This window comes from Pseudomonas sp. R4-39-08 (genome assembly GCF_003852275.1).
Lineage (GTDB): Bacteria > Pseudomonadota > Gammaproteobacteria > Pseudomonadales > Pseudomonadaceae > Aquipseudomonas.
The window spans coordinates 19,987-45,190 of the sequence record NZ_CP027733.1 but is presented as its reverse complement, the minus strand read 5'-3'; the positions used below and the strand labels follow the sequence as shown (position 1 = coordinate 45,190).

The following is a 25,204-nucleotide window of genomic DNA, read 5'->3' as shown; positions in this document are numbered from 1 at the left end:
CGTCCATAACGACTGTCTTTTACATTGTTTTTGCATCTACCTGCTCAAGCGCTTCCCCCAATGCACTGAAGCGCCATGACGTCACGAAGTCTTCATCCTGCAATAAAGCTTCTCGCTGTGTGGGTTGTGAGGGCCAGTTGACCGTCGCAATCTCCCGAAGAAAACGCTGTGCCTGCCTCAATACATGCCCCTGCAGGCCATACTCCTCAAAGCGCGTTCTGACGCACTCGCCGTCATGCAACACCAGCCGGCCGCAGCGATTATTCACAGCCTCAGCCGTTGAATTACCTGCATATTCCAACCTTTCTACACATCGCTCAGATGAATCATCGGCCGCTTGTTCAAACACCGCCACGGGCCGCAGCGAAGCGTCATAGTTGCACTTACGATGAGCGCCGCGACCATCCCACCTGTGCACCCATTGACCCGCGCCCCCCAGTAACGTCAAGCGCCAGCCTGCATCCGTGCTAGCGCTGTAGATCGGCTGACCGCCAAGGCTGTAGACCGTCACGTGACAGGGTTTTTTCACCCTTTTGGCGTCACTTGCCATCCACTGACGTGAGCCGTACTGCTGTACCACGAAACCCGAGGCATTGAACGCTTGACGGGTAATACGCGCCTCGAGTTCGACTTGGGCAGTCGGCCGGTAATAAGCGACCGTGCGCACAGCCAACCCGCGTGGATCGATCGCCGTTAACGTTGGTGTGTTTTGATGCAAGGGTAGAGACATGAGGAAACCCTGACGCTGTAAAGGTCAGGAAACTCTAATGAGCGCGTCTCAGAGCGGTGGGATATGTAGATATTACTTGTATCTGCTCGCGTCAAACGTGCTCTGCGCATCCATCCCCTGGTATTCGTTCATCAATTGCCTCAAACGAATCTTGCGCTCTTGCGAAGCCAAACCGCCCAATGCGCGCACCGCCTGATAAAACCTGACCCAATCCCCGCCTTCCTGCCGAAACAATGCTGCAAACGCCGGCACCCATTGGTCATACAGGCCGAAAGGCAACAGCCGTGCGTTGTTCATCGGCTGGTTGATCCACGCGTCATAGCGCTTGTCACCGCCCCATTGGCTGTCGCGCATCTGTCGGTACTCAAGGCGCAGGCGTTCGAACTCCGCCGCCTTGGCCTGGCGCATGGCTTCGCGCGCCAAGGGCTGTGCGTAGAGGGTTTCCAGGCGTTTGCGGGTATCGAGAATCAGGCGAATGAACTGGTCACGCTGCTGCAACGCTGCATCGCTGACGGGCGCCAAGCCACGGGAAGCACGCCATTGCCGAGTACCTTCCTGCTCGACGAAGCTGGCGAATGACTCATTGAACTCGGTGTCGTCCTTCACATAGAAGCGCTGATGCGCCAGCTCATGGAAGATCAACGTGGCCAGGCGCTCATCGCCCCAGTGCAGCATCGAACTGATGATCGGGTCGTTGAACCAACCCAAGGTGGAATACGCCTCGACGCCGCCAATCGACACGTCCATGCCCTGTTGGCGCAGCAATGCCGCTTCGCCGCGTGCCGCGCCCTGGCTGTAATAGCCGCGGTAGGCGACACAACCGGCAATGGGGAAACAGTGGTTTTCAGGCGATAGAAAAAATTCCTGCGTGGCGAAGACATTCCAGACCACATAGGGTCGGCCAATATCGGCGTATAGCCGGTAACTTTGATTGTCGGGCAAGTGCAGGTGTTCGCTGGCGAAAGTGCGAGCTTTCTGGGATTGAACCAGATGTTCGCGCAACCCTTGAGGACGGGCTGGATCGGCGATGACCTCGGCCACCGGTTCCCGCGCCCGCAGCAGTTGCCACTGGCCACTTGCCAACTGGCTGTAGTAACTGACGCTGGAGCAGCCGCTGAGCAGCACCGCGATCAACCCCGGAAGAAAACGCCTGATCATGCCGCGACTGCTCCTGGTTGATGTGTTCGCCAGACCGATACGCTTGAAGTGAATTTGAATGTTCCACACGATGGCGTGTTTATACTCAAACTATCTCCTCGCATTGAGTACCTGCCATGCGCCAGCTTCTGTATCCCATCGCCGCCCTGTTCCTCAGCGCTTGCGCATCGACGCCCATCCCGCCAGTCGACCCGCAGCAGGCCTGGGTAGACTTCACTACGCCGACACCAGGCTCCAAAATGGTCATGGCTCAGCGGCTGGACGGGAAAAACCTCGACGACGGGCGCTTTTTCCAAATGCCGCCCGGCCCCCACGAACTGATGGTGCGCTTCGATTTCGAAGTGCCCGCCGGCGGTGGTTTGGGAGGGCTCAGCCAGATGATGTATCGAACCTGCTTCATGACCTTGCAGTACGACCATTTCCAGGCTGGCCAACGCTACGTACTGGAAGGTCGCTCACTGGCCTTCACCCCCAACATCCGCCTGTATGACTCGGCGCGTCAGTTGCTGGCCGAAGAGCGCAGTGTGAACTGCATCTGATCAGTCGTTGTTTTTCTGGTAGAGGATGCGCTTGGTGCCGTTTTCGCACGTACCGACAATCATGGCGCTGTCGTGGTTCTTGGCTTCTTCGGCAGTGATGATTTCCAGGGTGTAGGACGGGATCGCCTTAGCCTGGATATTCACTTCGATTTCCTTCCTGAGCTCTTCACAATCTTTTGGCGCGGCCACGGCCGAAGTGGCCAATACACCGCAGATGATTGCCAAGGCAAAACGTTTCATGTGTGAAGCTCCCTGAATGCATGCGCACGAGTGTGCGCCTAGGCTGCATAGGCTATAGGACCACATCTATGAAATACGAGTTCTGATTTAACGCAAAACTAAATGTGGCAGGGGGCAAGCCCAGATACCAGCCAGTCAGCGCCTTTTGTAGGAGCGAGCTTGCTCGCGAAGAACATCCAGGCAACGCGTTCATTCTGGATAAACGCGGTGGCCCTGAGTTTTTCGCGAGCAAGCTCGCTCCTACATGGAAGGTGTGTCAGTTAACCAGTGTGGCATCCAGGGTGATGGTTGCGTTCAGCACTTTGGACACCGGGCACCCTTCCTTGGCCTTTTTGCTCAGTTCGTCGAACTGCGCCTGGCTGGCGCCCGGGATCTTGGCCTTAAGAACCAGATGCACCGCAGTGATCGCAAAACCACCCTCGACCTGGTCAAGGCTCACTTCGGCCTGGGTGTCGATGCTGTCAGCCTTCAGGCCTGCGTCGCCGAGAATCATGGAAAAGGCCATGGAGAAACAGCCGGCGTGGGCCGCGCCGATCAGCTCTTCAGGGTTGGTGCCCTTGCCGCCTTCGAAACGGGCCTTGAAGCCGTAAGGCGCTTCGCGCAGCACGCCAGTTTCCGTGGAAATCGAACCCAGGCCAGTCTTCAGATCGCCTTCCCAATGCGCGGATGCCTTTTTAACGATACTCATAGCTTTCTCCTCGAACGGTAGTTTTGCGTCAGTAAGGTTCTGAGGATAGACGCCATGGCAAAGTTCACCCTGTCGGAAAAACCTACCATTCAAGTAGGAAATTTCATAATGGCTATTGAATCTCGGGTATATGCCCTCATTGCATAGAACATGCACATGAAGCGGCAGGTTTTGGTTCGTCTAAGAAGCCTGCGCCCCCATTGGAGAAGCAGGCTATGAAATCGCTGTCCGACGTTAAGTACTCGACCCTCGACCTGGTGCCCGTTCGCGCCAACGGCAGTGCGGCGCAATCGCTGCGCAATTCCCTGGACCTTGCCCAGCACGTGGAAAAACTCGGCTACAACCGTTTCTGGGTGGCTGAACACCACAATATGGACGGTATCGCCAGCTCGGCCACTTCAGTATTGCTTGGCTACCTGGCAGGGGGCACTTCGACCATCCGTGTCGGCTCCGGCGGGGTGATGCTGCCCAACCATGCGCCGCTGGTTATCGCCGAGCAGTTCGGCACCCTGGAAAGCCTGTACCCCGGCCGTATCGACCTGGGCCTGGGCCGTGCGCCCGGTTCCGACCAGATGACCGCCCGCGCCCTGCGCCGTGAACGCTCCGGCAGTGCCGACGACTTCCCTGATGACGTGGCCGAACTGATGGCCTACCTCGGCCCACGCACGCCCGACCAACGGGTGATCGCGGTACCGGGCACCGGCACCAACGTGCCGGTATGGCTGTTGGGGTCAAGCCTGTTCAGTGCGCAACTGGCCGGTGAACGTGGCTTGCCTTACGCCTTCGCCTCCCATTTCGCACCGCGCCTGATGCATGAAGCGATTCGCGTGTACCGCAATCACTTCAAGCCTTCGGCCGTGCTGGAAAAGCCCTACGTCATGCTCGGCATTCCGCTGGTGGCCGCTGACACCGATGAACAGGCTGACTACCTGGCCACCTCGGTGTACCAGCGCATTCTCGCGCTGATGCGCGGGCAGAGCCTGGTGCAGCGGCCACCGGTGAAAACCATGGACGGCCTGTGGCTGCCCCACGAAAAAGACGCGGTCGGCAGTTTCCTCGGCTTGGCGATGGTGGGCAGCCCGGCGAAGATCCGCGCCAAACTGGAGGTGCTGATCGAGCAGACCGGCGCTGATGAACTGATCTTTACCTGCGACCTGTACGAGCATGCCGACCGGATTCATTCCTACGAACTGCTGGCGCAGTTGATGAAGGGCTGAACCCCGGGCAAAAAAAACCGACGCGCCTGTGGCGAGGGAGCTTGCTCCCGCTGGGCTGCGAAGCGGCCCCAAAAAAAAGGGAGCGCTGCGCACTCCAGCGGGAGCAAGCTCCCTCGCCACAAGTGCGTCGGTTTTAGGTCTGCAACACGGGCTTAACCGCGCTTGTAGACGATTTCCTTGGTGCCGCCTTCACAGCTGCCAATCACCTTGGCATCGGCTGCTGCACCTTTGTCGACAACATCCAGTGAATAGTGCTGAACGCCTTTAGCATCGAGCTTCGCAGCCAATTCGCTTTTCAGTTCTTCACAAGGCTTGCCCGCCGCCAGGGCCGTGCCGGCGATGCTCAACAAACCTGCCGCTAACAGAAACTTCTTCATCCGATACTTTCCTTGCGCTGGTTGAAAAGAGCGTGCCGACGCTTATAGCGTCGGCACCCATTGTATGTAGCGCAGGTTATGGCAATCGGCCAGCGATCAAAGTTCCACGCGCCCGATCAACTACTGGCAATTCGGAATCCCACCTTCAGGGTGACCTGATAGTGCGCAACCTTGCCATCCTCGATATGCCCACGGGTTTCAGTCACTTCAAACCATTCCAGATGCTTGAGGCTTTTGCTGGCTTCGGCCAGGGCATTCTGGATCGCATCTTCGATGGTGGTGGTGGATGAGCCCACCAATTCGACTTTCTTGTAGGTGTGATGTTCGCTCATGGCGTTTCTCCTGTGGGTCGTCAATCAAGACTAGCAGTGAATATTCGTACTGCTTGAGGCGACCGCTCGGCTACGAAAGTTCAGATTTAATGCACTTTCCGAAACCGCCGCAGTCGGTATCTACACATGCCACTCAATCACTTCAGGAGATGTCCACATGGCCAACACTTCTTTACGCAAAGCGTCGCTGGAAAGCATGGAAGCCGAGATTTCGAGCCTGCTCAAATCCCTTGAGAGCCTCAAGGATGACGCATCCGATGAGTCGCGCAAAACGCTGAAGGCCCTGAAAAGCAATGCCGAGAATGCCCTCAAGCACTCTCGCCACCTGATCAGCGATGCCTATGAAGAAAGCAAAGTCAAAATTCGCGAAACCGGTGTTGCTACTCGCGACTATGCACAAGAGCACCCGTGGACCACAGCCGGCGTCGCTGTAGGTGCCCTGGGCCTGCTGGCGGCTTACCTGTTGTGCAAACGCGGCGACTAAACCGGTTGGCGCGCCAGCTCAGCCTTGAGCCACTGCGCCAATTGCCCGGCGCGCCCGTCTGCGGCGCGCTTGGGTAGCCACAACGCCAGGTGCGCCGGGGTTTCACTGAAGCCCCACGGCGCCACCAGGCGACCCGCTCGCAGGTCCTCTGCCACCAGCGGCTCCGGCGCGATTGCCACACCCAGCCCTGCAACCGCCGCTTCCAGCAAATAATACAAATGCTCAAAACCCTGGCCGAGCCTCAGCGCGCCGGGATCGATTGCGTGTTGCTGCGCCCAACTCGGCCAGGCCTGGGGACGTGACGTGGTGTGCAGCAGCGCTTCGCCACACAAGGCTGCAGCGGGCGCGTGAAGCAGGCTTGCGTAACCTGCAAAACGCGGGCTCATCACCGGCCCAATACGCTCGCTTGCCAACTCATACACCTGCATATCGGCCGGCCACGGTGGCTCGGCGAATACCAGCAGGGCATCCAGCCCTGGGCGTCGCGGGTCTAGATCGCCTTCGCCCGCCGACAGGTGTAAACGCAAGTCCGGCAGGTCCGCATTCAAGCGTCCCAAGCGTGGAATAAACCAACGCGCCAGCAAACTGCCTGAACAACCGAGCACGAACGGTGCATCGGCGCTGTTTTGGCTGAGTTCGGCGCAAACATCTCGCAGACGTTCAAATGCCTCGGCACTGACATCGCGCAGCCTGGCCCCGGCATCTGTGAGTTTAAGGCCGCGCCCATCCTTGACGAACAGGCTGACGCCCAAGTGTTCTTCCAGCACTTTCAATTGGCGACTGACTGCGCCATGGGTGACGTGCAATTGCTCGGCCGCCTGGCTGACGCTGCTGAGGCGGGCGGTGGCTTCAAACGCGCGCAGCCCGTTGAGCGGCGGAAGGTCTCGACTCATCTGTGAGTTTTCCTGACAGGTTGCGGCGATCTTATCGGTTTTCAGCCGGGAGCGGCAGGGTTAGAGTGGCCTTCATTGTTCTCTACACCCATTCTTTTCTGGAGCGCCCCATGACCCAGTCCCAGACCGACCTGCGCAACGGCCCTGACGCCAACGGCCTGTTTGGCGCGTTTGGCGGCCGCTACGTCGCTGAAACCCTGATGCCGTTGATCCTTGAACTGGCCCGTGAATACGAAGCGGCCAAGATCGATCCGGCGTTCAACGAAGAATTGGCCTACTTCCAGCGCGATTATGTCGGGCGCCCAAGCCCGCTGTACTTCGCTGAACGCCTGACGGAGTTCTGCGGCGGCGCCAAGATCTACCTCAAGCGCGAAGAGCTGAACCACACCGGCGCGCACAAGATCAACAATTGCATCGGCCAGATCCTGCTGGCACGGCGCATGGGCAAGAAACGCATCATCGCCGAGACCGGCGCCGGCATGCACGGCGTGGCCACCGCCACCGTCGCCGCGCGCTTTGGCCTGCAATGCGTGATCTACATGGGCACCACCGACATCGAGCGCCAACAGGCCAACGTGTTCCGCATGAAGCTGCTGGGCGCGGAGGTGATCCCGGTGGTCGCCGGCACCGGCACCCTGAAAGACGCCATGAACGAAGCCCTGCGCGACTGGGTAACCAACGTCGACAGCACCTTCTACCTGATCGGTACCGTGGCCGGCCCGCACCCGTACCCGGCGATGGTGCGCGACTTCCAGGCCGTCATCGGCAAGGAAACCCGCACCCAGATGCAAGCCCAGGAAGGTCGCCTGCCAGACAGCCTGGTGGCGTGCATCGGTGGCGGCTCCAACGCCATGGGCCTGTTCCACCCGTTCCTGGATGACACCAGCGTCGAAATCATCGGCGTTGAAGCGGCCGGCCACGGCATCGAAACCGGCAAGCACGCCGCCAGCCTCAACGGCGGAGTACCCGGTGTACTGCACGGCAACCGCACCTTCCTGCTGCAGGACGATGATGGCCAGATCATCGACGCCCACTCGATTTCCGCAGGCCTGGACTACCCCGGCATCGGCCCTGAACACGCCTGGTTGCATGACATCGGCCGCGTCCAGTACACCTCGGTGACTGACGATGAAGCCCTCGACGCCTTCCACAAATGCTGCCGCCTGGAAGGGATCATCCCCGCACTGGAAAGCGCACACGCCCTGGCTGAAGTGTTCAAGCGCGCACCGACCTTGCCTGCCGATCACCTGATGGTGGTCAACCTGTCCGGCCGTGGCGACAAAGACATGCAGACGGTGATGCACCATATGCAAACCTCCCAGCAGGAGAAACACTGATGAGCCGCCTGCACACCCGCTTTGCACAGCTGAAAGAACAAAACCGCGCCGCCCTGGTGACCTTCGTCACCGCTGGCGACCCGGGTTATGACACCTCGCTGGCAATTCTCAAAGGCTTGCCCGCCGCTGGCGCCGACGTGATCGAGCTGGGCATGCCCTTCACCGACCCGATGGCTGATGGCCCGGCGATCCAGTTGGCCAACATCCGTGCGCTGGAAGCCAGGCAGAACCTGGCGAAAACCCTGCAGATGGTCCGCGAGTTCCGCAAGGACAACAACGACACGCCGCTGGTGTTGATGGGTTACTTCAACCCGATCCACAAATACGGCGTGCCGCAGTTCATTGCCGACGCCAAGGAGGCCGGGGTCGATGGCCTGATCGTGGTCGACATGCCGCCCGAGCATAACGGCGAGCTCTGCGACCCGGCCCAGGCCGCTGGCATCGACTTTATCCGCCTGACCACCCCGACCACTGACGATGTGCGCCTGCCGACCGTACTCAATGGCAGCTCCGGCTTTGTGTACTACGTGTCGGTCGCCGGCGTGACCGGTGCCGGCGCCGCGACCCTGGAACACGTCGAGGAAGCCGTGGCCCGCCTGCGTCGCCACACTGACCTGCCGATCAGCATCGGGTTCGGTATCCGTACACCGGAGCAAGCGGCGGCCATCGCGCGCCTGGCGGACGGTGTGGTGGTGGGTTCTGCGCTGATCGATCACATCGCCAACGCCAGCAGCGACCAGCAAGCGATCGATGGCGTATTGAGCCATTGCGCGGCGCTGTCGCAAGGCGTGCGTAACGCCCGTAAGTAAGCGCCCGTAAGCAGTCACCAGGGAGCTCGCTGTGAGGCGGAGCTCCCTCGCCACAGGTTATTCGTTCAGCTCGATCCGCTCAACCTTGCCCACCAGCAACACGTAGGACAGCGCCCCAAGCAACGCCAGCACCGCAATGTAGGTAATCGCTGGCGCAAACGAATCACCGCTGGCAAGAAAACCAATCACGATCGGCGTGGCAATGGCCGACAGGTTGCCGATGAAGTTGAACACGCCACCGGTCAGGCCCAACAGACGTGCGGGGGCCAGCGTGGACACCAGCGACCAGGTGATCGACGCCAGGCCATTGCCGAAAAACGCCAGCGCCAGGAAAGCAATCACCCAGGCTGTGGAGTCCACGTAGTTGGCGCCGATGATCGCGGTGGAAATCAGCAGCCCGCCAATGATCGGCAACTTGCGCGCAAAGCCCACCGAGGCGCCCCGGCGAATCAGCCAATCGGAAAAAATCCCCGAGCACAGCACGCCGACGAACGCCGCCAGAAACGGCAGCGAGGCCAGCAGGCCGGACTTGATGAAGTCCATCCCGCGATACTTCACCAGGTAGGTCGGGAACCAGGTCAGGAAAAACCACAGGGTCGAGTTCAGGCAAAACTGCCCCAGGTAGATGCCCCACAACTTGCGCTTGCTCAGCACAATGCCGAGGTCGACCCAACTGAACGGCGCCTTGGTCGCTTGCGCCTGCATATCCACCAGGCCGCCGCCGTCGCGGATCAGCTGGATTTCCGCCGCGTTGGCGCCTTTGAAATCCTTGGGCTCGCGATACACGGCATACCAGATCACCGCCCATAGGATGCCGACACCACCGGTGGCGACGAACACCATGTGCCAGCCGAACGCATGCTGCAGCCAGGCCAGCACGGGGGTGAGAAACGCCAGCCCGACGAACTGCCCGGAGGTGTAGACGCCAATCGCCGTGGCGCGCTCGCGCTCGGGAAACCAGGTGGTCACGACCCGGCTGTTGATCGGGTAGGCCGGGGCTTCCAGGGCGCCGACGGCCATGCGCAACACGAACAAGGCGATGAAGCTGGCGGCAAAGCCGAGCATGACGGTGGCGATCGACCACAGCAGCAGGGCGGTGGTATAGAGAATGCGCGGGGGCACACGGTCTACCAGCCAGCCGCCAGGAATCTGCATGGCGGCGTAGGTCCAGCCGAACGCCGAGAAAATCAGCCCGACATGGACCGGGTCGATGCCCAGCTCGCTGGTCAGCGCAGGGGCGGCAATCGACAGGTTGCTGCGGTCGAGGTAGTTGATCACCACGGTGATGAACAGCAGCACCATGATGAAGAAGCGCTTTCGGCTAGGCGTGACTAAGGAAGCCTGTCCGCTCGAGGGTTCAGGATGCATGGGGTGCCTCTTCTTGTGTTTATTGAGGTCTGGATAGGACTGACTGAAGAAACCGGATCAAAATGTGGGAGGGGGCTTGCTCCCGATAGCGGTGAACCTGCCGCCAAAGCGTTGCCTGACACTGCGCTATCGGGGGCAAGCCCCCTCCCACATTTCTGACCCTGGTCTTTCAGTTGGAAATCACCACTCGGCGAAACTGCCATCGGCATGGCGCCAGATCGGGTTGCGCCAGCGATGACCAATGGCCGCCCGCTCGATCACATATTCCTCGTTGATCTCAATGCCCAGGCCCGGGCCGTTGGGGATCTTCACGAAGCCCTGGTCATAATCGAACACACCGGGGTCGCGCACATAGTCGAGCAGGTCGTTGCTCTCGTTGTAGTGAATGCCCAGGCTTTGCTCCTGGATAAAGGCGTTGTAGCAAACCGCATCCAGTTGCAGGCAGGCCGCCAGGGCAATCGGGCCCAGCGGGCAGTGCAGGGCCAGGGCCACATCGTAGGCTTCGGCCATGTTGGCGATCTTGCGGGTTTCGGTGATGCCGCCGGCGTGGGAAGCATCCGGCTGAATGATGTCGACGTAGCCTTCGCTGAGCACCCGCTTGAAGTCCCAGCGCGAGAACAGGCGCTCGCCCAGGGCAATCGGGGTGCTGGTCAGCGGTGCGAGTTCCTTGAGGGCCTCGTAGTTTTCGCTGAGCACCGGCTCTTCGATGAACATCAGCTTGTACGGGTCCAGCTCCTTCATCAGCACCTTGGCCATCGGCTTGTGCACGCGGCCATGGAAGTCGACGCCGATGCCCACGTTGGGGCCGACCGCATCGCGTACCGCCGCGACGTTGGCCAGGGCCAGGTCGACTTTTTCGAAGCTGTCGACGAACTGCAGCTCTTCGGTGCCGTTCATTTTCACCGCTGTGAAACCACGGGCCACGGCCTCTTTGGCGGCGCGGGCAGTGTCCGCCGGGCGGTCGCCACCGATCCACGAATACACGCGGATCTTGTCACGCACCTGGCCACCCAGCAGGTCGCTGACGGAAACACCCAGGGCCTTGCCCTTGATGTCCCACAACGCCTGGTCGATACCGGCGAGGGCGCTCATGTGCACCGCGCCGCCCCGGTAGAAACCGCCGCGGTAGAGGACGGTCCAGATGTCTTCGATATTGCGTGGGTCTTTACCGATCAGGTAGTCGGACAATTCTTCGACGGCAGCAGCCACAGTGTGGGCGCGGCCTTCAACCACAGGCTCACCCCAGCCGGTGACACCCTGGTCGGTTTCGACCTTGAGGAAGCACCAGCGCGGCGGGACGATGAAGGTCGTCAGTTTGGTGATTTTCATCTGTTATCTCTCTTGTAGATGCGGCGCCAGCAGGCGCGGAACTTGAAATCAGCTCAGGGCTTTCCAGGCTGCGACATACGCCTGGGCGCGGCTCGCGACCTGCTCCACGGACATGCCCGGCTTGAACAAGCCCGAGCCCAGCCCGAAGCCTTTGGCACCGGCGTCGGTGAATACCTGCATGTTGTCCGGGGTGATACCGCCTACCGGCAGCAGCAACGTGCCCGCCGGCAATACTGCGAGCCACGCCTTGATCACCGCCGGGCCCATTTGCTCGGCCGGAAACAGCTTCAGCACGTCGGCGCCTTCGGCCAGTGCGGCAAAGGCCTCGGTCGGCGTGGCCACGCCCGGTGACAGGTACAGGCCCGCCGCTTTCGCCGCACGCAATACCTTGGCATCGCTGTGCGGCATGACGATCACTTGGCCGCCGGCGGCTTTGACCTGCTCGACCTGCTCGGGCGTCAACACCGTCCCGGCACCGATCAGGCAATCGGCGGGCAGGCTGTCGCGCAGGGTCCGGATGCTGGTGTAGGGGTCCGGCGAGTTCAGCGGTACTTCGATCACGCGAAAACCGACTTGGTACAGAGCCTGACCGACAGCTTGGGCTTCGTCCGGACGCACACCGCGCAGGATCGCGATCAAACCGTTTTGTGCGAGTGCTTTCTTGAGCATGTCAGGCCTCCGTTACAGGTTGAGTGAGCCCGGCCGCCTCGGCCAGTTGCCACAAGCCGCGCTCGCTGGCTTCCTGCGCCAGGCTGACGTGGGCGAAGCCGCACTGGGCGAGGGCGCGTTGATAGCGGGCGCAGAGAGGGGCGGCGCCGACCAGGATGATCGGCTTGCGTTTGGCGCTGCCGGGTAAACCGGCGAGTTCATGGCCGATCAGCAGGCCGGACAGGTAGTCGGGCTGCTGCTCAGGCGTAAGTTCGGCGGTCAGCCCGAGGGTGCGGGCACTGAACAGGGTCGAGAGCACTCCGCGCTGGCCGTCCGCCGACAGCGCGACAGCCACGCCTCGGTCAAACGCCTCGGTGTGGAAATGTTCCGATGATTGCTGGGTACGTCCCAGGATGCTGTGCTTGCTCAATATGGCGAACAGCTCGCCGGTCATGAACGTGTCGAAGTGCGTGATACAGCCCTCGACCACCTCGACCCATTTGGAATGGCTGCCCGGCAGGCCGATCAGTACGTCGGTGGCGAGCCCGTGCAGCACACCGAGTACCTGGGTTTCTTCGCCGCGCATCACATTGGGCAGGCCGACCTGTTCGATCACGCCCGACACGATATGCACATCGACGCCACGCAGGCTGCGCACCTTGTGCAGCGCCTGGCCCAGGCTGGCAACATCCACCGGGGTGTTGCGATAAGCCGCTTCGCTCCAACCCTGTGCGCTGCCGACCATGCCGCAGGCGATCACCGGCAGTTCGGGCTGGGCGTCGAGCCAATCCCCGCAGGCGCTATCGAATGCCAACTCAAAGCCATTGCTGCAGCGAACACCCGCGATGTCACGCGGTTCGCTGGGCAAATGCATGATGCCCCAGGGCAGTGAGCGTTGTTCAAGCACCACGCCGGCGGGGCCTAGTTTGTAAGCACGAAGGGAGCTGGTTCCCCAATCGAGCGCGATCAATTGCGCCTGCATCGCTTCACCTGAAATGAGTGGGTGCTGAAAAAAGCAGATGGGCGAATATAAACCTATGCCTGGCAATATCTCAATATATAAATAACAGTCCCATATATTGGGAGATAGACGCGTAAAATCTTACACATCCTTGGGAAGATGCGAATTGCATCAGCACATAACGGTTAAAAAATAGACAAATCCAGTTCGCGCATCGCACCCATCCAGACCGCGTACTCAGTGTGGTCCTTCAGGTCATCGCCGGTATCAGGGTGCAGGAACACCACCAGGCCATTGCGATGCAGCGCCAGCCAGGGCAGCACCACGCCGATGTATTCCGGGTCGAACGCCAGCTGGCAACTCCAGTCCGGGTGCGGGCCTACCGGACGCTCATGCACGCGCCCCATGCGCAGCGGAAAGAGCGCTGCCGCGTCTTCACACAAGGTGCGCGCCTGGTCGATCGTGCTGGCGTCGAAGTAGATATGGGCGTGATAGCCCTTGATACGTTGCATGCCGGACTCCGGTTCCACTGTGCAGCGATCCTAGACCGCAATCGACGGCAGGGCCAGCCCGGTCAATGACTGCGCGCTGCTGGCCTGCTCCGCCACCAGCCAATCGACAAACCGTTCGACCAACTGCCGGCGTCGCTTGCGCTGAGGCTGCACCACGTAATAGCCGAAACGCGAGATCACTGTGTCGCTAATCGGCCGGCACAACCACTGCTGCTCCAGCAGGTCATCCACCAGATGGCGCCAGCCGATCGCAACGCCCTGGCCGGCAATGGCCGCCTGGATCAACAGCGTGTAATTGTCGAAGCGCAATTGGCCAGGGGTGGGCACGGCGCTGATTCCCAGCTCGCGAAACACGCCAGCCCAGTCGAACCAGTGGCGGTTGTTTTCCTGGCGCAAGTGCAGCAAGGGGTAGTCCGGCAGGGTCTGCACCGTCAGCGCGGTGGCCTGGTGCTTGAGCCACTGCGGGCTGCACACCGGGAACACTTCCTCGTTGAACAGCCACAGGCTGTCGCCTTGCTTGAAGCGTCCGTCACCAAACAGCACCGCCACGTCGGTGTCACTGCGCAGGCTGGCGTGGTTGCGCTCGCTGGTCACCAGGCTCACATCCACCTGCGGGTTGGCCTGGTGGAAACGATGCAGGCGCGGCATCAGCCAGTAGGCGGCGAAGGCGAAGTCGGTGGCCACTTGCAGCACTTCGTGCTGGTCTTGCTCGGTGACGGTGCTCAGGCCCAGATTAATGTTGTGCAGGCCGGCCTGGACGTGTTCGAACAGCAGGGCGCCTGCTTCGGTCAACTCGATGCCACGGTAGATGCGGTCGAACAAGCGGATCGCCAGCTGCTCTTCGAGGCGTTTGATCTGCTGGCTGATGGCCGGCTGAGTGGTGCCCAGCTCCATCGCGGCGGCAGTAAAACTGCGCTGACGCGCCGCCGCTTCGAACGCGCGCAGCAGGTCGAGGGAGAGGTCACCGAGTGCTTCATACATAAGCTGTGCTTATCCTAGGCATTGTTCTTCATGGGCTTTACCAGGCTTTGCGCGGGCTGCATGCTCATTCGCATAAACACTGCCTATGGAATGCCGAGAACCCATGAAGCGCAAGAACATTCTTTTCATCATGGCCGATCAAATGGCCGCACCGATGCTGCCCTTCTACGGATCTTCCCCGATCAAGTTGCCGAACCTGAGCCGCCTCGCCGAACACGGCGTGGTCTTCGACGCTGCCTACTGCAACAGCCCGCTGTGTGCGCCTTCGCGCTTTACCCTGGTCAGCGGCCAGCTGCCAAGCAAGATCGGCGCCTATGACAACGCGGCAGACTTCCCGGCCGATGTACCCACTTACGCCCACTACCTGCGGCGCCTCGGTTACCGCACCGCGCTGTCGGGCAAGATGCATTTCTGCGGTCCCGACCAGTTGCACGGTTATGAAGAGCGCCTGACCAGCGACATCTACCCGGCGGACTACGGATGGGCGGTGAACTGGGACGAACCGGATGTACGCCCCACCTGGTACCACAACATGGCCTCCGTGCTGCAAGCCGGGCCGTGCGTGCGTACCAACCAGCTGGATTTCGACGAAGAGGTGGTGTTCAAGGCCCAGCAATACCTGTTCGATCATATCCGCGAAGACGGCGAGCAACCGTTCTGCCTGACCGTGTCGATGACCCATCCCCACGACCCGTACACCATTCCCAAGCCGTTCTGGGACCTGTACGACGACGCCGACATCCCCTTGCCCGCCACGCCGGCACAGGGCGATCTCGACCCGCATTCCCAGCGTTTGCTCAAGGTCTACGACCTGTGGGGCAAGCCGCTGCCTGTGGATAAGATCCGCGATGCGCGCCGTGCTTACTTCGGCGCGTGCAGCTACATCGACAGCAACGTCGGCAAGCTGCTACAAACCTTGGAAGACACCGGCCTGGCGGATAACACCATCATCATCTTCTCCGGCGACCACGGCGACATGCTGGGCGAACGCGGCCTCTGGTACAAAATGCACTGGTTCGAGATGGCCGCCCGCGTGCCGCTGCTGGTCAGTGCACCGGGGCAATTCGCGGCGCGCCGCGTGACCCAGGCCGTGTCGACCGCCGACCTGTTGCCGACCCTGGTGGAATTGGCCGGCGGCGAGCTGGACCCACGCCTGCCACTGGATGGCCGCTCGCTGCTGCCGCACCTCAAAGGCGAGGGCGGACACGACGAAGTGTTCGGCGAATACATGGCCGAAGGCACCATCAGCCCGCTGATGATGATTCGCCGAGGCGCGTACAAATTCATCTACAGCGAAGACGACCCGTGTCTGCTGTTCGATGTGCACAACGACCCACACGAGCGGGAGAACCTCAGCCAGTCACCGGAACACCGGCCACTGTTCGAGGCGTTTTTGAACGAAGCGCGGGCCAAATGGGACATCCCGGCGATCCACCAACAAGTGCTCGCCAGCCAACGCCGCCGTCGCCTGGTATTCGAGGCACTGACCCAAGGCAAGCTGAAGAGCTGGGATCACCAGCCCCTGGTAGACGCCAGTCAGCAGTACATGCGCAACCATATCGACCTCGACGACCTGGAGCGCAAGGCACGTTATCCACAACCCTGCCAAAACCAATAAATACAGAGGGAAGGCCATGCAAAAATTAACGGTTGTGCTGGGCATTCTGGCGTTGAGCAGCGCCAATGCCTACGCGGACGCCAGTTGTGAAACGGTGAAAATGGCCGACCCCGGCTGGAGCGATATCGCGGCGACCAACGCCATCACCGGTTTTCTGCTGAGCGGCATGGGCTACAAAGCCAAGGTCGACACCCTGGCAGTGCCGATTACCTTCGGCGGGCTCAGGGACGGCCAGGTCGACGTGTTCATGGGCAACTGGATGCCGGCGCAGCAAGGCTTCTATGACAAGTTCGTGGCGAACGGCGAGGTGGTACAGCTGGCGAAGAACCTCGACGGCACCGAGTTCACCCTCGCCGTACCGGATTACGTGTGGGAAGCCGGCGTGCATGATTTTGCCGATCTGAATAAATTTGCCGACAAGTTCGACAAGAAGATCTACGGCATCGGCTCCGGCGCACCGGCGAATATCTCGCTGCAGGAGATCATCAAGAAAAATGACTTCGAGCTTGGCCAGTGGAAGCTGATCGAGTCGAGTGAGCAGGCGATGCTGGCGGAAGTGTCACGGGCGGTGAAAAAGCAGAAATTCGTCACCTTCCTCGGCTGGACGCCGCACCCGATGAACGTGCAGTTGAAAATGCATTACCTCAAGGGCGGCGAGAAGTATTTTGGTGACACCGGCAGCGTCTACACCTTGACCCGCAAGGGTTATGCGCAAGCCTGCCCGAATGTGGGGAAACTGCTGACCAACCTGAGTTTCACTCAGGCCATGGAGAACAGCATCATGGCTGACGTGGTGAACAATAAGGTCAGCAATGCGGACGCCGCGAAGGCTTGGATCAAGGCCAATCCGGCGGTGTTGGACAAGTGGCTGGACGGCGTGAAAACCGTTGATGGCAAGGATGCGTTGGCAGCGGTAAAAGCCAAACTCTAAAACACACCACGATCCAAATGTGGGAGGGGGCTTGCTCCCGATAGCAGTGTTTCAGTCAATACATCTGGTGACTGACACACCGCTATCGGGAGCAAGCCCCCTCCCACAAGGACCTGTGTGTACTGATAACCTGAGCCCAACCCTTGAATCCGAGCCTGCGATGTCCCGGCCCAACCGCCACACACTGTTCCCCTTCCTTAGCTGGCTGCCACGCCAAACCCGCGCCAGTGTGGGCCGGGATGCCGTCGTCGGCCTCAGCGGCGCGGTACTTGCGCTGCCGCAGTCGATTGCCTACGCACTGATCGCCGGGCTCCCACCGGAGTACGGGCTCTACGCGGCCATCGTTCCGGTATTGATCGCTTGCCTGTGGGGCTCGTCCTGGCACCTGATCTGCGGTCCTACCGCGGCGATCTCCATCGTGCTCTACGCCAGTATCAGCCCGCTGGCGGTGCCGGGTTCCCAGGATTACGTCACCTTGATCCTGCTGCTGACCTTCCTCGCCGGCGTTTTCCAGTGGTTATTGGGCATGCTGCGCTTCGGCGCGCTGGTGAATTTCGTCTCCCATTCCGTGGTACTCGGCTTCACCCTCGGCGCCGCCGTCGTGATTGCCCTCGGGCAGTTGCCCAACTTGCTGGGGCTGGAGCTTGCGAGCCAGGCCACCGCCATCAACAGCCTGCTGGCGCTGCTCGAGCATGCCGGCGAGTGGGACCGCGCCTCGCTCGTCCTGGGCATGGGCACTTTGCTGGTGGGCGCGCTACTCAAATACCTGATGCCACGCTGGCCGACGCTGTTGATCGCCCTGGTCCTGGGCAGCCTGGCCGCGTGGCTGTGGCCGGCGCTGTTCGGGCATGTGGCGTTGGTCAGTGCGTTTATCGGCCAGCTACCGCCCTTGCGTTCATTGCCAATGGATCTGGATACGATCCTGCGCCTGCTACCGAGTGCCGTGGCAGTGGGCATGTTGGGCCTGGTCACCAGCCTGTCGATTGCGCGTTCCCTATCGGCCCGTTCCCAGCAATTGCTCGACGCGAATCAGGAAGTCCGAGCCCAGGGTTTATCCAATATCATCGGCGGATTTTTCTCCGGGTATGTGTCGGCGGGTTCCTTCACCCGGTCCGGTCTCAGTTACGAGGCGGGGGCCTGCTCGCCATTGGCCGGCGTGTTTTCCGCGCTCTGGGTGGCGCTGTTCGCGCTGTTTGGCGCGGGGCTGATCGCACACATTCCGATCCCAAGCATGGCGGCGAGCATCCTGCTGATCTGCTGGGGGCTGGTGGACCGCCGAGGCATCCGTGCGTTGTTCCGTGTGAGCCGCGCCGAATTTGTGGTGATGGGCCTGACGTGTATCGCCACCTTGCTGCTGGAACTGCAAACGGCGATTTATGCGGGAGTGCTCGCGTCGCTGTTTTTCTACCTCAAGCGCACTTCGCAACCGCGCATTCAGCAGTGGCGCGACGGTGACGAGGATGTATTGCGAGTGGGTGGCTCGATCTTTTTTGGCGCCAGCCACTACCTGCAAGTGCGCCTGCAGAGTCTGCAGGGCGAGCGGGTGGTGATCGAATCGCAGCAGATCAACTTCATCGACTATTCCGGGGTGGAGATGCTGCATCAGGAGGCGCGGCGGTTGAAGCGGCACGGACGTAGCCTGACCTTGCGTGGCGCCAGGCCACAAGTCGTTGAAGAGTTGAAGAAACTGGAAGGGCCAGACAAGTGCCCCATCCATTTCGAAGACTGAACGCGATCAAACTGTGGGAGGGGGCTTGCTCCCGATGGCGGTCTGTCAGCTACTCATATGTTGACTGAAACACCGCTATCGGGAGCAAGCCCCCTCCCACAGTTTGATTGGCGTCAAGCCAGTTGGCGGCGCAATTCGGCCAGCACTGGTGCCGACTCCGGGCGTACGCCGCGCCACAGGAAGAAGGCTTGCGCCGCTTGTTCCACCAGCATGCCCAGGCCGTCCATCGCCACCGCAGCACCGTGCTCCTCGGCCCAGCGACAGAACGCGGTGGGCTCCTTGGCGTACATCATGTCATAGCAGAACGTCTTGCCCGGTTCGATCAAACTGCCCGCAATCGGCGGTACATCGCCTGACAGGCTGGCGGAAGTGGCGTTGATGATTACGTCCACCGGCTCACGCAGCCAATCGAAACCACTGGCCGACACCGGCCCCAGGTCGTCGAACAGCTCGGCCAGGACTTCAGCTTTTTCCACGGTGCGGTTGGCGATAATCAGCGAGGCAGGCTTCTCGGCCAGCAGCGGTTCCAACACGCCGCGTACCGCGCCACCGGCGCCCAGCAGCAGGATGCGCTTGCCTTGCAGGTTCAGCCCGGCGTTCACCGTCAGGTCGCGCACCAGGCCGGTGCCATCGGTGTTATCCCCCAGCAACGTGCCATCGGCCAGCTTGCTCAGGGTATTCACCGCGCCGGCGCGTTGGGCGCGCTCGGTGAGGGTGTCGGCCAGCCGGAAAGCGTCTTCCTTGAACGGCACGGTGACGTTCGCGCCACGACCGTGTTGAAAGAACTCACGGGCGCAGCCGGTGAAATCCTCCAGCGGCGCGAGCAGTGTGCTGTAGTCCAGTTGCTCGCCGGTCTGTTCGGCGAACATGCGGTGAATCAACGGTGACTTGCTGTGGCCGATGGGATTGCCGAAGACGACATAGCGATCCATCACTCCACCGCCTTGGGCGCCGCCAGGCCGAGCCAGTCGCGGTCCTGCAGGAAGTAATCGGTGAGGCGCGCTTCATCGCTGCCGACTTCGGCTTTCCAGTCGTAGCTCCAGCGCACCTGGGGCGGCAGCGACATCAGGATCGACTCGGTACGCCCGCCCGATTGCAGGCCGAACAGGGTGCCACGGTCATAGACCAGGTTGAACTCGACGTAACGCCCCCGGCGAAACTCCTGGAACTGGCGCTGCTGTTCGGTATAGGCCATCGCCTGGCGGCGTTGCACGATCGGCAGGTAGGCGTCGATGTAGGCATCACCGATGGCGCGGATGAAGGCGAAGCAGGTGTCGAAGCCCCATTCGTTCAAATCATCGAAAAACAGGCCGCCGATCCCACGCGGCTCGTTGCGGTGCTTGATATGGAAATAGGTGTCGCACCAGGCTTTATAACGCGGGTAGACGTCCGCGCCGAACGGCGCACAGGCCTGCTCGGCCACGCGATGCCAGTGCACGCAATCCTCTTCATTGCCGTAGTACGGCGTGAGGTCAAAGCCGCCGCCAAACCACCACACCGGCTCTTCGCCTTCTTTTTCTGCGGTGAAAAAGCGCACATTGGCGTGGGACGTCGGCACATGGGGGTTATGGGGATGGATCACCAACGACACACCCAGCGCCTCGAAGCCGCGACCGGCCAGTTCCGGGCGGTGCGCACTGGCGGACGGTGGCAAGCCGCTGCCGAACACGTGGGAAAAGTTAACGCCGCCTTTTTCGATCACCGAACCGTTTTCAATCACACGGGTACGACCGCCGCCCCCAGCAGGCCGGGTCCAGGCGTCTTCGATAAAGCGTGTGTCCGTCTCGAAGGTTTCCAGGGCGCTGCAAATGCGGTCTTGCAGGTCAAGCAGGTAGGCTTTAACAGCCTCGGTGCGGGTAGTCATGGCATCACCTTGAATCGGGCAAAGCTACGCGAGGCCATTGGGCGTCGGCGGCAAATGGGCGCACAGGATACCACCGCACCCCGTGCCGTCGCAGTTGACGAAGATCAAGCTTAGGAGTCCGATAGGGGCCTTTGTATTATTCGACCCAAGGAGAAGGTAAATGGCCAAACGTATCCAGTTCAGCGCCCATGGCGGCCCCGACGTGCTCGAGTATGTGGACTACACACCAGCGGAGCCTGGCCCACAGCAGGTTCGGGTACGTAACGAAGCCATTGGCCTGAACTTCATCGACACTTACTTTCGCAGCGGCCTTTACGCACCACCGAGCTTGCCATCGGGGCTGGGCGCAGAGGGGGCGGGCGTGGTCGATGCCGTGGGCAGTGACGTCAGCCAGTTCAAGGTCGGCGACCGCGTGGCCTACGGCAGCGGCCCGCTGGGCGCCTACAGCCAGTTGCATGTCTTGCCCGCCGCCAACCTGGTGCACCTGCCAGATGAGATCAGCTTCGAACAGGCCGCCGGCGCCATGCTCAAGGGCCTGACCGTGCAGTACCTGTTGCGCCAGACGTATGAGTTGAAGGGCGGCGAAACCATTCTGTTCCACGCCGCTGCCGGCGGCGTGGGCTCCCTGGCCTGCCAATGGGCCAAGGCGCTGGGCGTCAAGTTGATCGGTACGGTGAGCTCACCGGAGAAGGCCGCCCTGGCCAAATCCCTGGGCGCCTGGGAAACCATCGATTACAGCAAGGAAAATGTCGCACAGCGCGTGCTGGAATTGACTGACGGCAAAAAGGTGCCGGTGGTGTATGACGGCGTCGGCAAAGACACCTGGCTGACCTCACTGGACAGCGTGGCACCGCGTGGCTTGGTGGTGAGTTTTGGGAATGCGTCGGGTGCGGTGGACGGGGTGAACCTGGGGATTCTGGCGGCGAAGGGTTCGCTGTATGTCACCCGCCCAACGCTGGCGACCTATGCGAGCAATCCAAAGGACTTGCAGGCAATGGCCGATGATCTGTTCTCGATGATCAAGAGCGGCAAGGTGCGCATTGATATCAACCAGCGTTATGCGCTGGCGGATGCGGCCAAAGCGCAGACCGAGTTGTCCGCGCGGCGCACGACGGGCTCAACCATTCTGCTGCCTTAAACAAGTCATCGGGAGCAAGCCCCCTCCCACCCTTGACCGAGTTGTCATGACGAACACCGATCAAATGTGGGAGGGGGCTCGCCCCCGATGGGCGCGACTCGGTCTCAGGACGGTCGCACTACATCCCCTGTCACCAGGTCGCGGATCAGGCTCGGGTTCTTGCGCCCACCCAGGGCGCCACCCAGCACAAGGTCCACTTGCCCACGGAAATACTGCTCCACCCGAATCCGCGTACGCGCGGCCGGGCGGCCCTGGGGGTTGGCCGAGGTGGAAATCAACGGCCCGACCTGGGCGCACAAATCCCGTACCAACGGATGGTCACTGACCCGCAGCGCCACAGTGTCATGCACACCGGTGACCCATTGCGGCAGCAAGTCCTGATGGGGCACCAGCCAGGTATTCGGCCCAGGCCAGGTGCTGGCCATGCGCTCGATCCAGGTGTCGGGGAAGTCTTCGAACAGGAAGTCGAACTGGCGAATGTTGTCCGCCACCAGGATCAGGCCCTTATCCACTGAGCGATTCTTGATCGCCAGCAGACGGTCCACCGTTTCTTCATTCCACGGGTCGCAGCCCAGGCCCCAGACCGCTTCGGTCGGATAGGCAATCACCGCACCTGCGCGAATTTCTCGCGCGGCTTCCAGCACACGCCACCTGTTGACCATTATTTACCCTCCGAACTAAAGCTGTGGGCAGTTTACCGATCTTCGTTACGAAACCCAGCTACAAAAGCCGCTACAAACGTTCGCAGCGCGCCAGCCATCGCCCGCTTTCGCAGATCACCTGGCCCTCGAGTTCCAGCTCGGTCAGGGTCGCCAGCACCTGGGCCAGTGGCCGGCCACTGGCAATCGCCAGGGCTTCGCTGGTATGGGGAGCCGCGTGCAGCAGGGCCACCAGCGGATGCACCACCGGCACCGGCGCCGGGCGTGACAGCGCCTGCCAACCGCGCAAGCCTTCCAGAATGTGTTCGATGGTTTCCACCAGCACCGCGCCATCGCGAATCAACTGGTGACAGCCCTTGGCGCCGGGGTGATGGATGGAACCAGGAATGGCATAGACCTCACGCCCTTGTTCCGCAGCCAGGCGTGCGGTGATCAGCGAACCACTGGCCATGCCGGCTTCCACCACCAGAACACCCAGGGATAAACCACTGATGATGCGATTGCGCCGTGGAAAGTTGCCGGCCTGGGGTGGGGCGTCCAGGGGAAACTCGGAAACCACGGCGCTGCCCTGGGCAATCATGGCGGCGGCGAGCGTCTTATGGCGCTGTGGATAAAAATTTTCCAGGCCGGTGCCGAGCACACCGATGGTATGACCACCCACGTCCAATGCGGCTTGGTGAGCCGCACCGTCGATACCCAGTGCGAGGCCGCTGGTGATGACAAAACCGGCACTGGCCAGGCTGCGGGAAAAGGCGGCAGCGGTGTCCATGCCAGGGCGGGAAGCGCGACGGCTGCCGACCACGGCCAGCTGCGGTTTTTCCAGCAACGTCGGGTCGCCGGCAACGAATAACAGCGGCGGTGCATCGTCGATCTGGCTGAGCAGTGCAGGGTAGTCAGGCTGGTCCCACATCAGTAAATGCTGGGCCGGGCGGGCCAGCCACGCCAGCGCCGCACTGGCCCCATCGCGCACCTCCGCACTGCGCCGGGCATCGGCACTCACCGCCCGCAACCCGAGCGCGCGCCAGGCACTGGCCGGTGCACTGATGGCTTTGGAAGCAGAGCCGAACGCCTCGATCAACACGCGAAAACGCTGGGGACCCAGTTCCGGCAGCCTGTGCAAGCGTAGCCGGGCTTCCAGCTCTGCCGGGGAAATTTCATGACTGTTTATCGGAAACATTTGATCGTCCTTGACCGGAACAAGCTGTGGATAACTCTGTTGGTAACTTATTTAGCAGGCTATTTATTGCGTTTGATCGGCGCTCTCGAAACGATCCATTACCGCCAGGGAGCGGGACGCGCTGAGCACCAGGGCATAGCTGAGTTTTTCATAGGTGCGAAACACCAGCAGCGTGCCGGCGCGAACCTCCGGGAGTCTCGTCGGGGCACCGGTAAGTGCATCGCGCACCGAGGCGCCAGCCCGGATCACCGTAAGCAATTGGCCTTCGACCAAGCCATCGCGGCGCCCCTTGTTCAGGGTTACCGTATCCAGCACGCCGATCTGCGTGACCCCCTTGGGGATGTCGATGATGTGCCCTTCAACGAAGGGCGCAGCTGCAGGGATTTTCAGGTCCGCCAGGCCGACGCCGGGTTCGGCGCGCAGCAAACGGTCGCCTGGGCGCACTTCCTGGGTCACCCTTTGCACGGCCAGGGTGGTCAGGTCGTCAGCCAGCAAAAAGCGTGCGGTGCCGATGTCGTCGGCGTTGACCCCAAGCAATTCCCGAGTGTTGGGGTCGGTGTAGACCCTGCCTCGGCGGAAGATCCCATAGCTCGGCTGGGTCGGATCCAGGCTGCCTCTGGCATAGATGCGTTCACCCGTGGCGCCCAGCACGCGCCCGGCATCGGCGGCAACGATATAGGGCGCGTTGTCCAGGTCCTGGGGCGAGTCGAGTATGCGGTTGTGCAGCAAGAAGCCCTGGATAGCCTTTTGCGTGGAAGAATCCAGGCGCTGGCCGGGCTGGGGAATCAGCGCCATGGCGAACTGGGTCCATAGCAGCAAGACGAGTAGCGATTTCCTCATGGGGTCAATCTCCTTTATTATGTGCGTTCGCGTGAAACGCCATAGCCTTCGCGGCTTTCGAACGTTTCACACCGGCTGCCTGGGTCCATCCCACCGCCGATTTGCCTCTACCTCACATGTGCAGCAATTACGCTTATGGCTATTTTGAACATCCTCGAATTTCCCGACTCGCGCCTGCGCACGATCGCCAAGCCGGTGGCCGTAGTGGACGACAAGGTTCGTCAGTTGGTCGATGACATGTTTGAAACAATGTATGAAGCCCCGGGCATCGGCCTCGCCGCGACCCAGGTCAACGTGCACCTGCGCGTCGTGGTCATGGACCTCTCCGAAGATCGCAGCGAACCGCGGGTGTACATCAACCCCGAGTTCGAACCGCTGACCGACGAGATGGGCGAATACCAGGAGGGCTGCCTCTCGGTGCCGGAGTTCTACGAGAACGTCGAACGCCCCCTTCGCGTGAAGATCAAGGCCCTGGACCGCGACGGCAAGCCGTTCGAGCTGATTGCCGAAGGCCTGTTGGCGGTGTGCATCCAGCACGAGTGCGACCACCTCAACGGCAAGCTGTTTGTCGATTACCTGTCCACCCTCAAACGTGACCGGATCAAGAAGAAGCTGGAAAAAAAGCATCGCCAGCAAGCTTGATGC

General features: G+C 61.2%; 28 protein-coding genes. 10 read left to right on the top strand and 18 right to left on the bottom strand.

From position 1 onward, the window contains the following. Positions 1–19: 19 nt before the first annotated feature. Both C4J88_RS00220 and C4J88_RS00215 read right to left on the bottom strand, forming a co-directional pair. Positions 20–730, bottom strand: a complete 711-nt coding sequence (locus tag C4J88_RS00220; RefSeq protein WP_124405905.1) for a hypothetical protein — start codon at positions 728–730, stop codon at positions 20–22. Positions 731–802: 72 nt separating this feature from the next. Further along, complete coding sequence (locus C4J88_RS00215) at positions 803–1,888, bottom strand: aminopeptidase (RefSeq protein WP_124405904.1); 1,086 nt, start codon at positions 1,886–1,888, stop codon at positions 803–805. A gap of 116 nt (positions 1,889–2,004) precedes the next feature. Here C4J88_RS00215 and C4J88_RS00210 point away from each other — a divergent pair, with 116 nt between their 5' ends. Then, positions 2,005–2,427, top strand: a complete 423-nt coding sequence (locus C4J88_RS00210) for a hypothetical protein (protein WP_124365264.1) — start codon at positions 2,005–2,007, stop codon at positions 2,425–2,427. Here the strand turns inward: C4J88_RS00210 and C4J88_RS00205 are convergent, their stop codons facing one another. Together C4J88_RS00205 and C4J88_RS00200 are read right to left on the bottom strand one after the other, a co-directional pair. Then, complete coding sequence (locus C4J88_RS00205; RefSeq protein ID WP_124402580.1) at positions 2,428–2,667, bottom strand: DUF1161 domain-containing protein; 240 nt, start codon at positions 2,665–2,667, stop codon at positions 2,428–2,430. A gap of 256 nt (positions 2,668–2,923) precedes the next feature. Beyond that, entirely contained in the window at positions 2,924–3,355 is a 432-nt protein-coding gene (locus tag C4J88_RS00200) for an OsmC family protein (RefSeq protein WP_124360608.1), read from the bottom strand. A gap of 215 nt (positions 3,356–3,570) precedes the next feature. Here C4J88_RS00200 and C4J88_RS00195 point away from each other — a divergent pair, with 215 nt between their 5' ends. Next, a complete protein-coding gene (locus C4J88_RS00195; RefSeq protein WP_124405903.1) occupies positions 3,571–4,572 on the top strand; it encodes an LLM class flavin-dependent oxidoreductase in 1,002 nt (333 codons plus the stop codon). A gap of 152 nt (positions 4,573–4,724) precedes the next feature. Here the strand turns inward: C4J88_RS00195 and C4J88_RS00190 are convergent, their stop codons facing one another. Next, a complete protein-coding gene (locus tag C4J88_RS00190; protein ID WP_124369064.1) occupies positions 4,725–4,949 on the bottom strand; it encodes a DUF1161 domain-containing protein in 225 nt (74 codons plus the stop codon). Positions 4,950–5,065: 116 nt separating this feature from the next. Continuing rightward, a complete protein-coding gene (locus C4J88_RS00185; RefSeq protein ID WP_065886743.1) occupies positions 5,066–5,281 on the bottom strand; it encodes a dodecin in 216 nt (71 codons plus the stop codon). A gap of 157 nt (positions 5,282–5,438) precedes the next feature. Between C4J88_RS00185 and C4J88_RS00180 the strand changes: the two genes are divergently transcribed. Further along, positions 5,439–5,765, top strand: a complete 327-nt coding sequence (locus C4J88_RS00180; RefSeq protein WP_003170746.1) for a YqjD family protein — start codon at positions 5,439–5,441, stop codon at positions 5,763–5,765. On the opposite strand, the gene C4J88_RS00175 is transcribed toward C4J88_RS00180, so the two are convergent. Continuing rightward, positions 5,762–6,658, bottom strand: a complete 897-nt coding sequence (locus C4J88_RS00175) for a LysR family transcriptional regulator (protein WP_124405902.1) — start codon at positions 6,656–6,658, stop codon at positions 5,762–5,764. The two genes, C4J88_RS00180 and C4J88_RS00175, sit on opposite strands and share 4 nt — an antisense overlap. Positions 6,659–6,768: 110 nt before the next feature. On the opposite strand from C4J88_RS00175, the gene trpB reads away from it, so the two are divergent. After that, a complete protein-coding gene (gene trpB, locus C4J88_RS00170) occupies positions 6,769–7,995 on the top strand; it encodes a tryptophan synthase subunit beta (RefSeq protein WP_124405901.1) in 1,227 nt (408 codons plus the stop codon). Beyond that, complete coding sequence (trpA, locus tag C4J88_RS00165) at positions 7,995–8,804, top strand: tryptophan synthase subunit alpha (RefSeq protein WP_124405900.1); 810 nt, start codon at positions 7,995–7,997, stop codon at positions 8,802–8,804. The genes trpB and trpA overlap by 1 nt, the downstream gene beginning before the upstream one ends. A 57-nt stretch (positions 8,805–8,861) precedes the next feature. Here the strand turns inward: trpA and C4J88_RS00160 are convergent, their stop codons facing one another. From C4J88_RS00160 to C4J88_RS00135, 6 genes are all read right to left on the bottom strand, one after another. Beyond that, on the bottom strand, positions 8,862–10,172 hold the full coding sequence (locus C4J88_RS00160; protein ID WP_124405899.1) for an MFS transporter: 1,311 nt from the start codon (positions 10,170–10,172) through the stop codon (positions 8,862–8,864). A 180-nt stretch (positions 10,173–10,352) separates the two neighbouring features. Continuing rightward, positions 10,353–11,501, bottom strand: a complete 1,149-nt coding sequence (dgoD, locus tag C4J88_RS00155) for a galactonate dehydratase (protein WP_003170741.1) — start codon at positions 11,499–11,501, stop codon at positions 10,353–10,355. Positions 11,502–11,549: 48 nt separating this feature from the next. Beyond that, positions 11,550–12,170 carry a 2-dehydro-3-deoxy-6-phosphogalactonate aldolase gene (locus tag C4J88_RS00150; RefSeq protein WP_124405898.1) on the bottom strand — a complete coding sequence of 207 codons (621 nt, stop codon included), beginning with the start codon at positions 12,168–12,170 and terminating at the stop codon, positions 11,550–11,552. Position 12,171: 1 nt separating this feature from the next. Further along, positions 12,172–13,131 (bottom strand): 2-dehydro-3-deoxygalactonokinase, encoded by a 960-nt coding sequence (locus C4J88_RS00145; protein ID WP_124405897.1) that lies wholly within the window; start codon positions 13,129–13,131, stop codon positions 12,172–12,174. Between the two features lie 164 nt (positions 13,132–13,295). Next, on the bottom strand, positions 13,296–13,622 hold the full coding sequence (locus tag C4J88_RS00140) for a DOPA 4,5-dioxygenase family protein (protein ID WP_124365255.1): 327 nt from the start codon (positions 13,620–13,622) through the stop codon (positions 13,296–13,298). Positions 13,623–13,652: 30 nt separating this feature from the next. Next, entirely contained in the window at positions 13,653–14,603 is a 951-nt protein-coding gene (locus C4J88_RS00135; protein ID WP_124405896.1) for a LysR family transcriptional regulator, read from the bottom strand. A gap of 103 nt (positions 14,604–14,706) precedes the next feature. On the opposite strand from C4J88_RS00135, the gene betC reads away from it, so the two are divergent. The 3 genes from betC (at position 14,707) to C4J88_RS00120 (ending at position 18,881) form a co-directional block, all read left to right on the top strand. Then, positions 14,707–16,221, top strand: coding sequence for a choline-sulfatase (gene betC, locus C4J88_RS00130; RefSeq protein ID WP_124405895.1), 1,515 nt, complete (start codon positions 14,707–14,709; stop codon positions 16,219–16,221). Positions 16,222–16,237: 16 nt separating this feature from the next. Continuing rightward, on the top strand, positions 16,238–17,152 hold the full coding sequence (gene choX, locus C4J88_RS00125; RefSeq protein ID WP_124405894.1) for a choline ABC transporter substrate-binding protein: 915 nt from the start codon (positions 16,238–16,240) through the stop codon (positions 17,150–17,152). 160 nt (positions 17,153–17,312) lie between these two features. Beyond that, positions 17,313–18,881, top strand: coding sequence for a SulP family inorganic anion transporter (locus C4J88_RS00120; protein ID WP_124405893.1), 1,569 nt, complete (start codon positions 17,313–17,315; stop codon positions 18,879–18,881). 113 nt (positions 18,882–18,994) lie between these two features. Here the strand turns inward: C4J88_RS00120 and aroE are convergent, their stop codons facing one another. Together aroE and hemF are read right to left on the bottom strand one after the other, a co-directional pair. Further along, entirely contained in the window at positions 18,995–19,813 is an 819-nt protein-coding gene (gene aroE / locus C4J88_RS00115; protein ID WP_124405892.1) for a shikimate dehydrogenase, read from the bottom strand. Next, positions 19,813–20,745 carry an oxygen-dependent coproporphyrinogen oxidase gene (hemF, locus tag C4J88_RS00110; RefSeq protein WP_124405891.1) on the bottom strand — a complete coding sequence of 311 codons (933 nt, stop codon included), beginning with the start codon at positions 20,743–20,745 and terminating at the stop codon, positions 19,813–19,815. The genes aroE and hemF overlap by 1 nt, the downstream gene beginning before the upstream one ends. A 160-nt stretch (positions 20,746–20,905) precedes the next feature. Here hemF and C4J88_RS00105 point away from each other — a divergent pair, with 160 nt between their 5' ends. Continuing rightward, the gene (locus C4J88_RS00105; RefSeq protein ID WP_124405890.1) at positions 20,906–21,883 is read left to right on the top strand and encodes a quinone oxidoreductase; all 978 of its coding nucleotides are present in this window, start codon (positions 20,906–20,908) and stop codon (positions 21,881–21,883) included. Between the two features lie 104 nt (positions 21,884–21,987). On the opposite strand, the gene C4J88_RS00100 is transcribed toward C4J88_RS00105, so the two are convergent. From C4J88_RS00100 to C4J88_RS00090, 3 genes are all read right to left on the bottom strand, one after another. Then, the gene (locus C4J88_RS00100; protein ID WP_124405889.1) at positions 21,988–22,545 is read right to left on the bottom strand and encodes an L-threonylcarbamoyladenylate synthase; all 558 of its coding nucleotides are present in this window, start codon (positions 22,543–22,545) and stop codon (positions 21,988–21,990) included. A gap of 70 nt (positions 22,546–22,615) precedes the next feature. Continuing rightward, positions 22,616–23,719 carry a DNA-processing protein DprA gene (gene dprA, locus C4J88_RS00095; protein ID WP_124365245.1) on the bottom strand — a complete coding sequence of 368 codons (1,104 nt, stop codon included), beginning with the start codon at positions 23,717–23,719 and terminating at the stop codon, positions 22,616–22,618. A gap of 63 nt (positions 23,720–23,782) precedes the next feature. After that, on the bottom strand, positions 23,783–24,559 hold the full coding sequence (locus C4J88_RS00090; protein ID WP_124405888.1) for a peptidoglycan-binding protein: 777 nt from the start codon (positions 24,557–24,559) through the stop codon (positions 23,783–23,785). Between the two features lie 135 nt (positions 24,560–24,694). Here C4J88_RS00090 and def point away from each other — a divergent pair, with 135 nt between their 5' ends. Continuing rightward, positions 24,695–25,201: a peptide deformylase gene (def, locus tag C4J88_RS00085; RefSeq protein ID WP_005783383.1), complete on the top strand. Its 507-nt coding sequence runs from the start codon at positions 24,695–24,697 to the stop codon at positions 25,199–25,201. Positions 25,202–25,204: the final 3 nt, after the last annotated feature.

What these genes read in the sequence shown, in the direction of transcription:
- C4J88_RS00220 (WP_124405905.1), bottom strand. Translation starts at nt 730, where the DNA reads ATGTCTCTACCCTTGCATCAAAACACACCAACGTTAACGGCGATCGAT.
- C4J88_RS00215 (WP_124405904.1), bottom strand. Translation starts at nt 1,888, where the DNA reads ATGATCAGGCGTTTTCTTCCGGGGTTGATCGCGGTGCTGCTCAGCGGC.
- C4J88_RS00210 (WP_124365264.1), top strand. Translation starts at nt 2,005, where the DNA reads ATGCGCCAGCTTCTGTATCCCATCGCCGCCCTGTTCCTCAGCGCTTGC.
- C4J88_RS00205 (WP_124402580.1), bottom strand. Translation starts at nt 2,667, where the DNA reads ATGAAACGTTTTGCCTTGGCAATCATCTGCGGTGTATTGGCCACTTCG.
- C4J88_RS00200 (WP_124360608.1), bottom strand. Translation starts at nt 3,355, where the DNA reads ATGAGTATCGTTAAAAAGGCATCCGCGCATTGGGAAGGCGATCTGAAG.
- C4J88_RS00195 (WP_124405903.1), top strand. Translation starts at nt 3,571, where the DNA reads ATGAAATCGCTGTCCGACGTTAAGTACTCGACCCTCGACCTGGTGCCC.
- C4J88_RS00190 (WP_124369064.1), bottom strand. Translation starts at nt 4,949, where the DNA reads ATGAAGAAGTTTCTGTTAGCGGCAGGTTTGTTGAGCATCGCCGGCACG.
- C4J88_RS00185 (WP_065886743.1), bottom strand. Translation starts at nt 5,281, where the DNA reads ATGAGCGAACATCACACCTACAAGAAAGTCGAATTGGTGGGCTCATCC.
- C4J88_RS00180 (WP_003170746.1), top strand. Translation starts at nt 5,439, where the DNA reads ATGGCCAACACTTCTTTACGCAAAGCGTCGCTGGAAAGCATGGAAGCC.
- C4J88_RS00175 (WP_124405902.1), bottom strand. Translation starts at nt 6,658, where the DNA reads ATGAGTCGAGACCTTCCGCCGCTCAACGGGCTGCGCGCGTTTGAAGCC.
- trpB (WP_124405901.1), top strand. Translation starts at nt 6,769, where the DNA reads ATGACCCAGTCCCAGACCGACCTGCGCAACGGCCCTGACGCCAACGGC.
- trpA (WP_124405900.1), top strand. Translation starts at nt 7,995, where the DNA reads ATGAGCCGCCTGCACACCCGCTTTGCACAGCTGAAAGAACAAAACCGC.
- C4J88_RS00160 (WP_124405899.1), bottom strand. Translation starts at nt 10,172, where the DNA reads ATGCATCCTGAACCCTCGAGCGGACAGGCTTCCTTAGTCACGCCTAGC.
- dgoD (WP_003170741.1), bottom strand. Translation starts at nt 11,501, where the DNA reads ATGAAAATCACCAAACTGACGACCTTCATCGTCCCGCCGCGCTGGTGC.
- C4J88_RS00150 (WP_124405898.1), bottom strand. Translation starts at nt 12,170, where the DNA reads ATGCTCAAGAAAGCACTCGCACAAAACGGTTTGATCGCGATCCTGCGC.
- C4J88_RS00145 (WP_124405897.1), bottom strand. Translation starts at nt 13,131, where the DNA reads ATGCAGGCGCAATTGATCGCGCTCGATTGGGGAACCAGCTCCCTTCGT.
- C4J88_RS00140 (WP_124365255.1), bottom strand. Translation starts at nt 13,622, where the DNA reads ATGCAACGTATCAAGGGCTATCACGCCCATATCTACTTCGACGCCAGC.
- C4J88_RS00135 (WP_124405896.1), bottom strand. Translation starts at nt 14,603, where the DNA reads ATGTATGAAGCACTCGGTGACCTCTCCCTCGACCTGCTGCGCGCGTTC.
- betC (WP_124405895.1), top strand. Translation starts at nt 14,707, where the DNA reads ATGAAGCGCAAGAACATTCTTTTCATCATGGCCGATCAAATGGCCGCA.
- choX (WP_124405894.1), top strand. Translation starts at nt 16,238, where the DNA reads ATGCAAAAATTAACGGTTGTGCTGGGCATTCTGGCGTTGAGCAGCGCC.
- C4J88_RS00120 (WP_124405893.1), top strand. Translation starts at nt 17,313, where the DNA reads ATGTCCCGGCCCAACCGCCACACACTGTTCCCCTTCCTTAGCTGGCTG.
- aroE (WP_124405892.1), bottom strand. Translation starts at nt 19,813, where the DNA reads ATGGATCGCTATGTCGTCTTCGGCAATCCCATCGGCCACAGCAAGTCA.
- hemF (WP_124405891.1), bottom strand. Translation starts at nt 20,745, where the DNA reads ATGACTACCCGCACCGAGGCTGTTAAAGCCTACCTGCTTGACCTGCAA.
- C4J88_RS00105 (WP_124405890.1), top strand. Translation starts at nt 20,906, where the DNA reads ATGGCCAAACGTATCCAGTTCAGCGCCCATGGCGGCCCCGACGTGCTC.
- C4J88_RS00100 (WP_124405889.1), bottom strand. Translation starts at nt 22,545, where the DNA reads ATGGTCAACAGGTGGCGTGTGCTGGAAGCCGCGCGAGAAATTCGCGCA.
- dprA (WP_124365245.1), bottom strand. Translation starts at nt 23,719, where the DNA reads ATGTTTCCGATAAACAGTCATGAAATTTCCCCGGCAGAGCTGGAAGCC.
- C4J88_RS00090 (WP_124405888.1), bottom strand. Translation starts at nt 24,559, where the DNA reads ATGAGGAAATCGCTACTCGTCTTGCTGCTATGGACCCAGTTCGCCATG.
- def (WP_005783383.1), top strand. Translation starts at nt 24,695, where the DNA reads ATGGCTATTTTGAACATCCTCGAATTTCCCGACTCGCGCCTGCGCACG.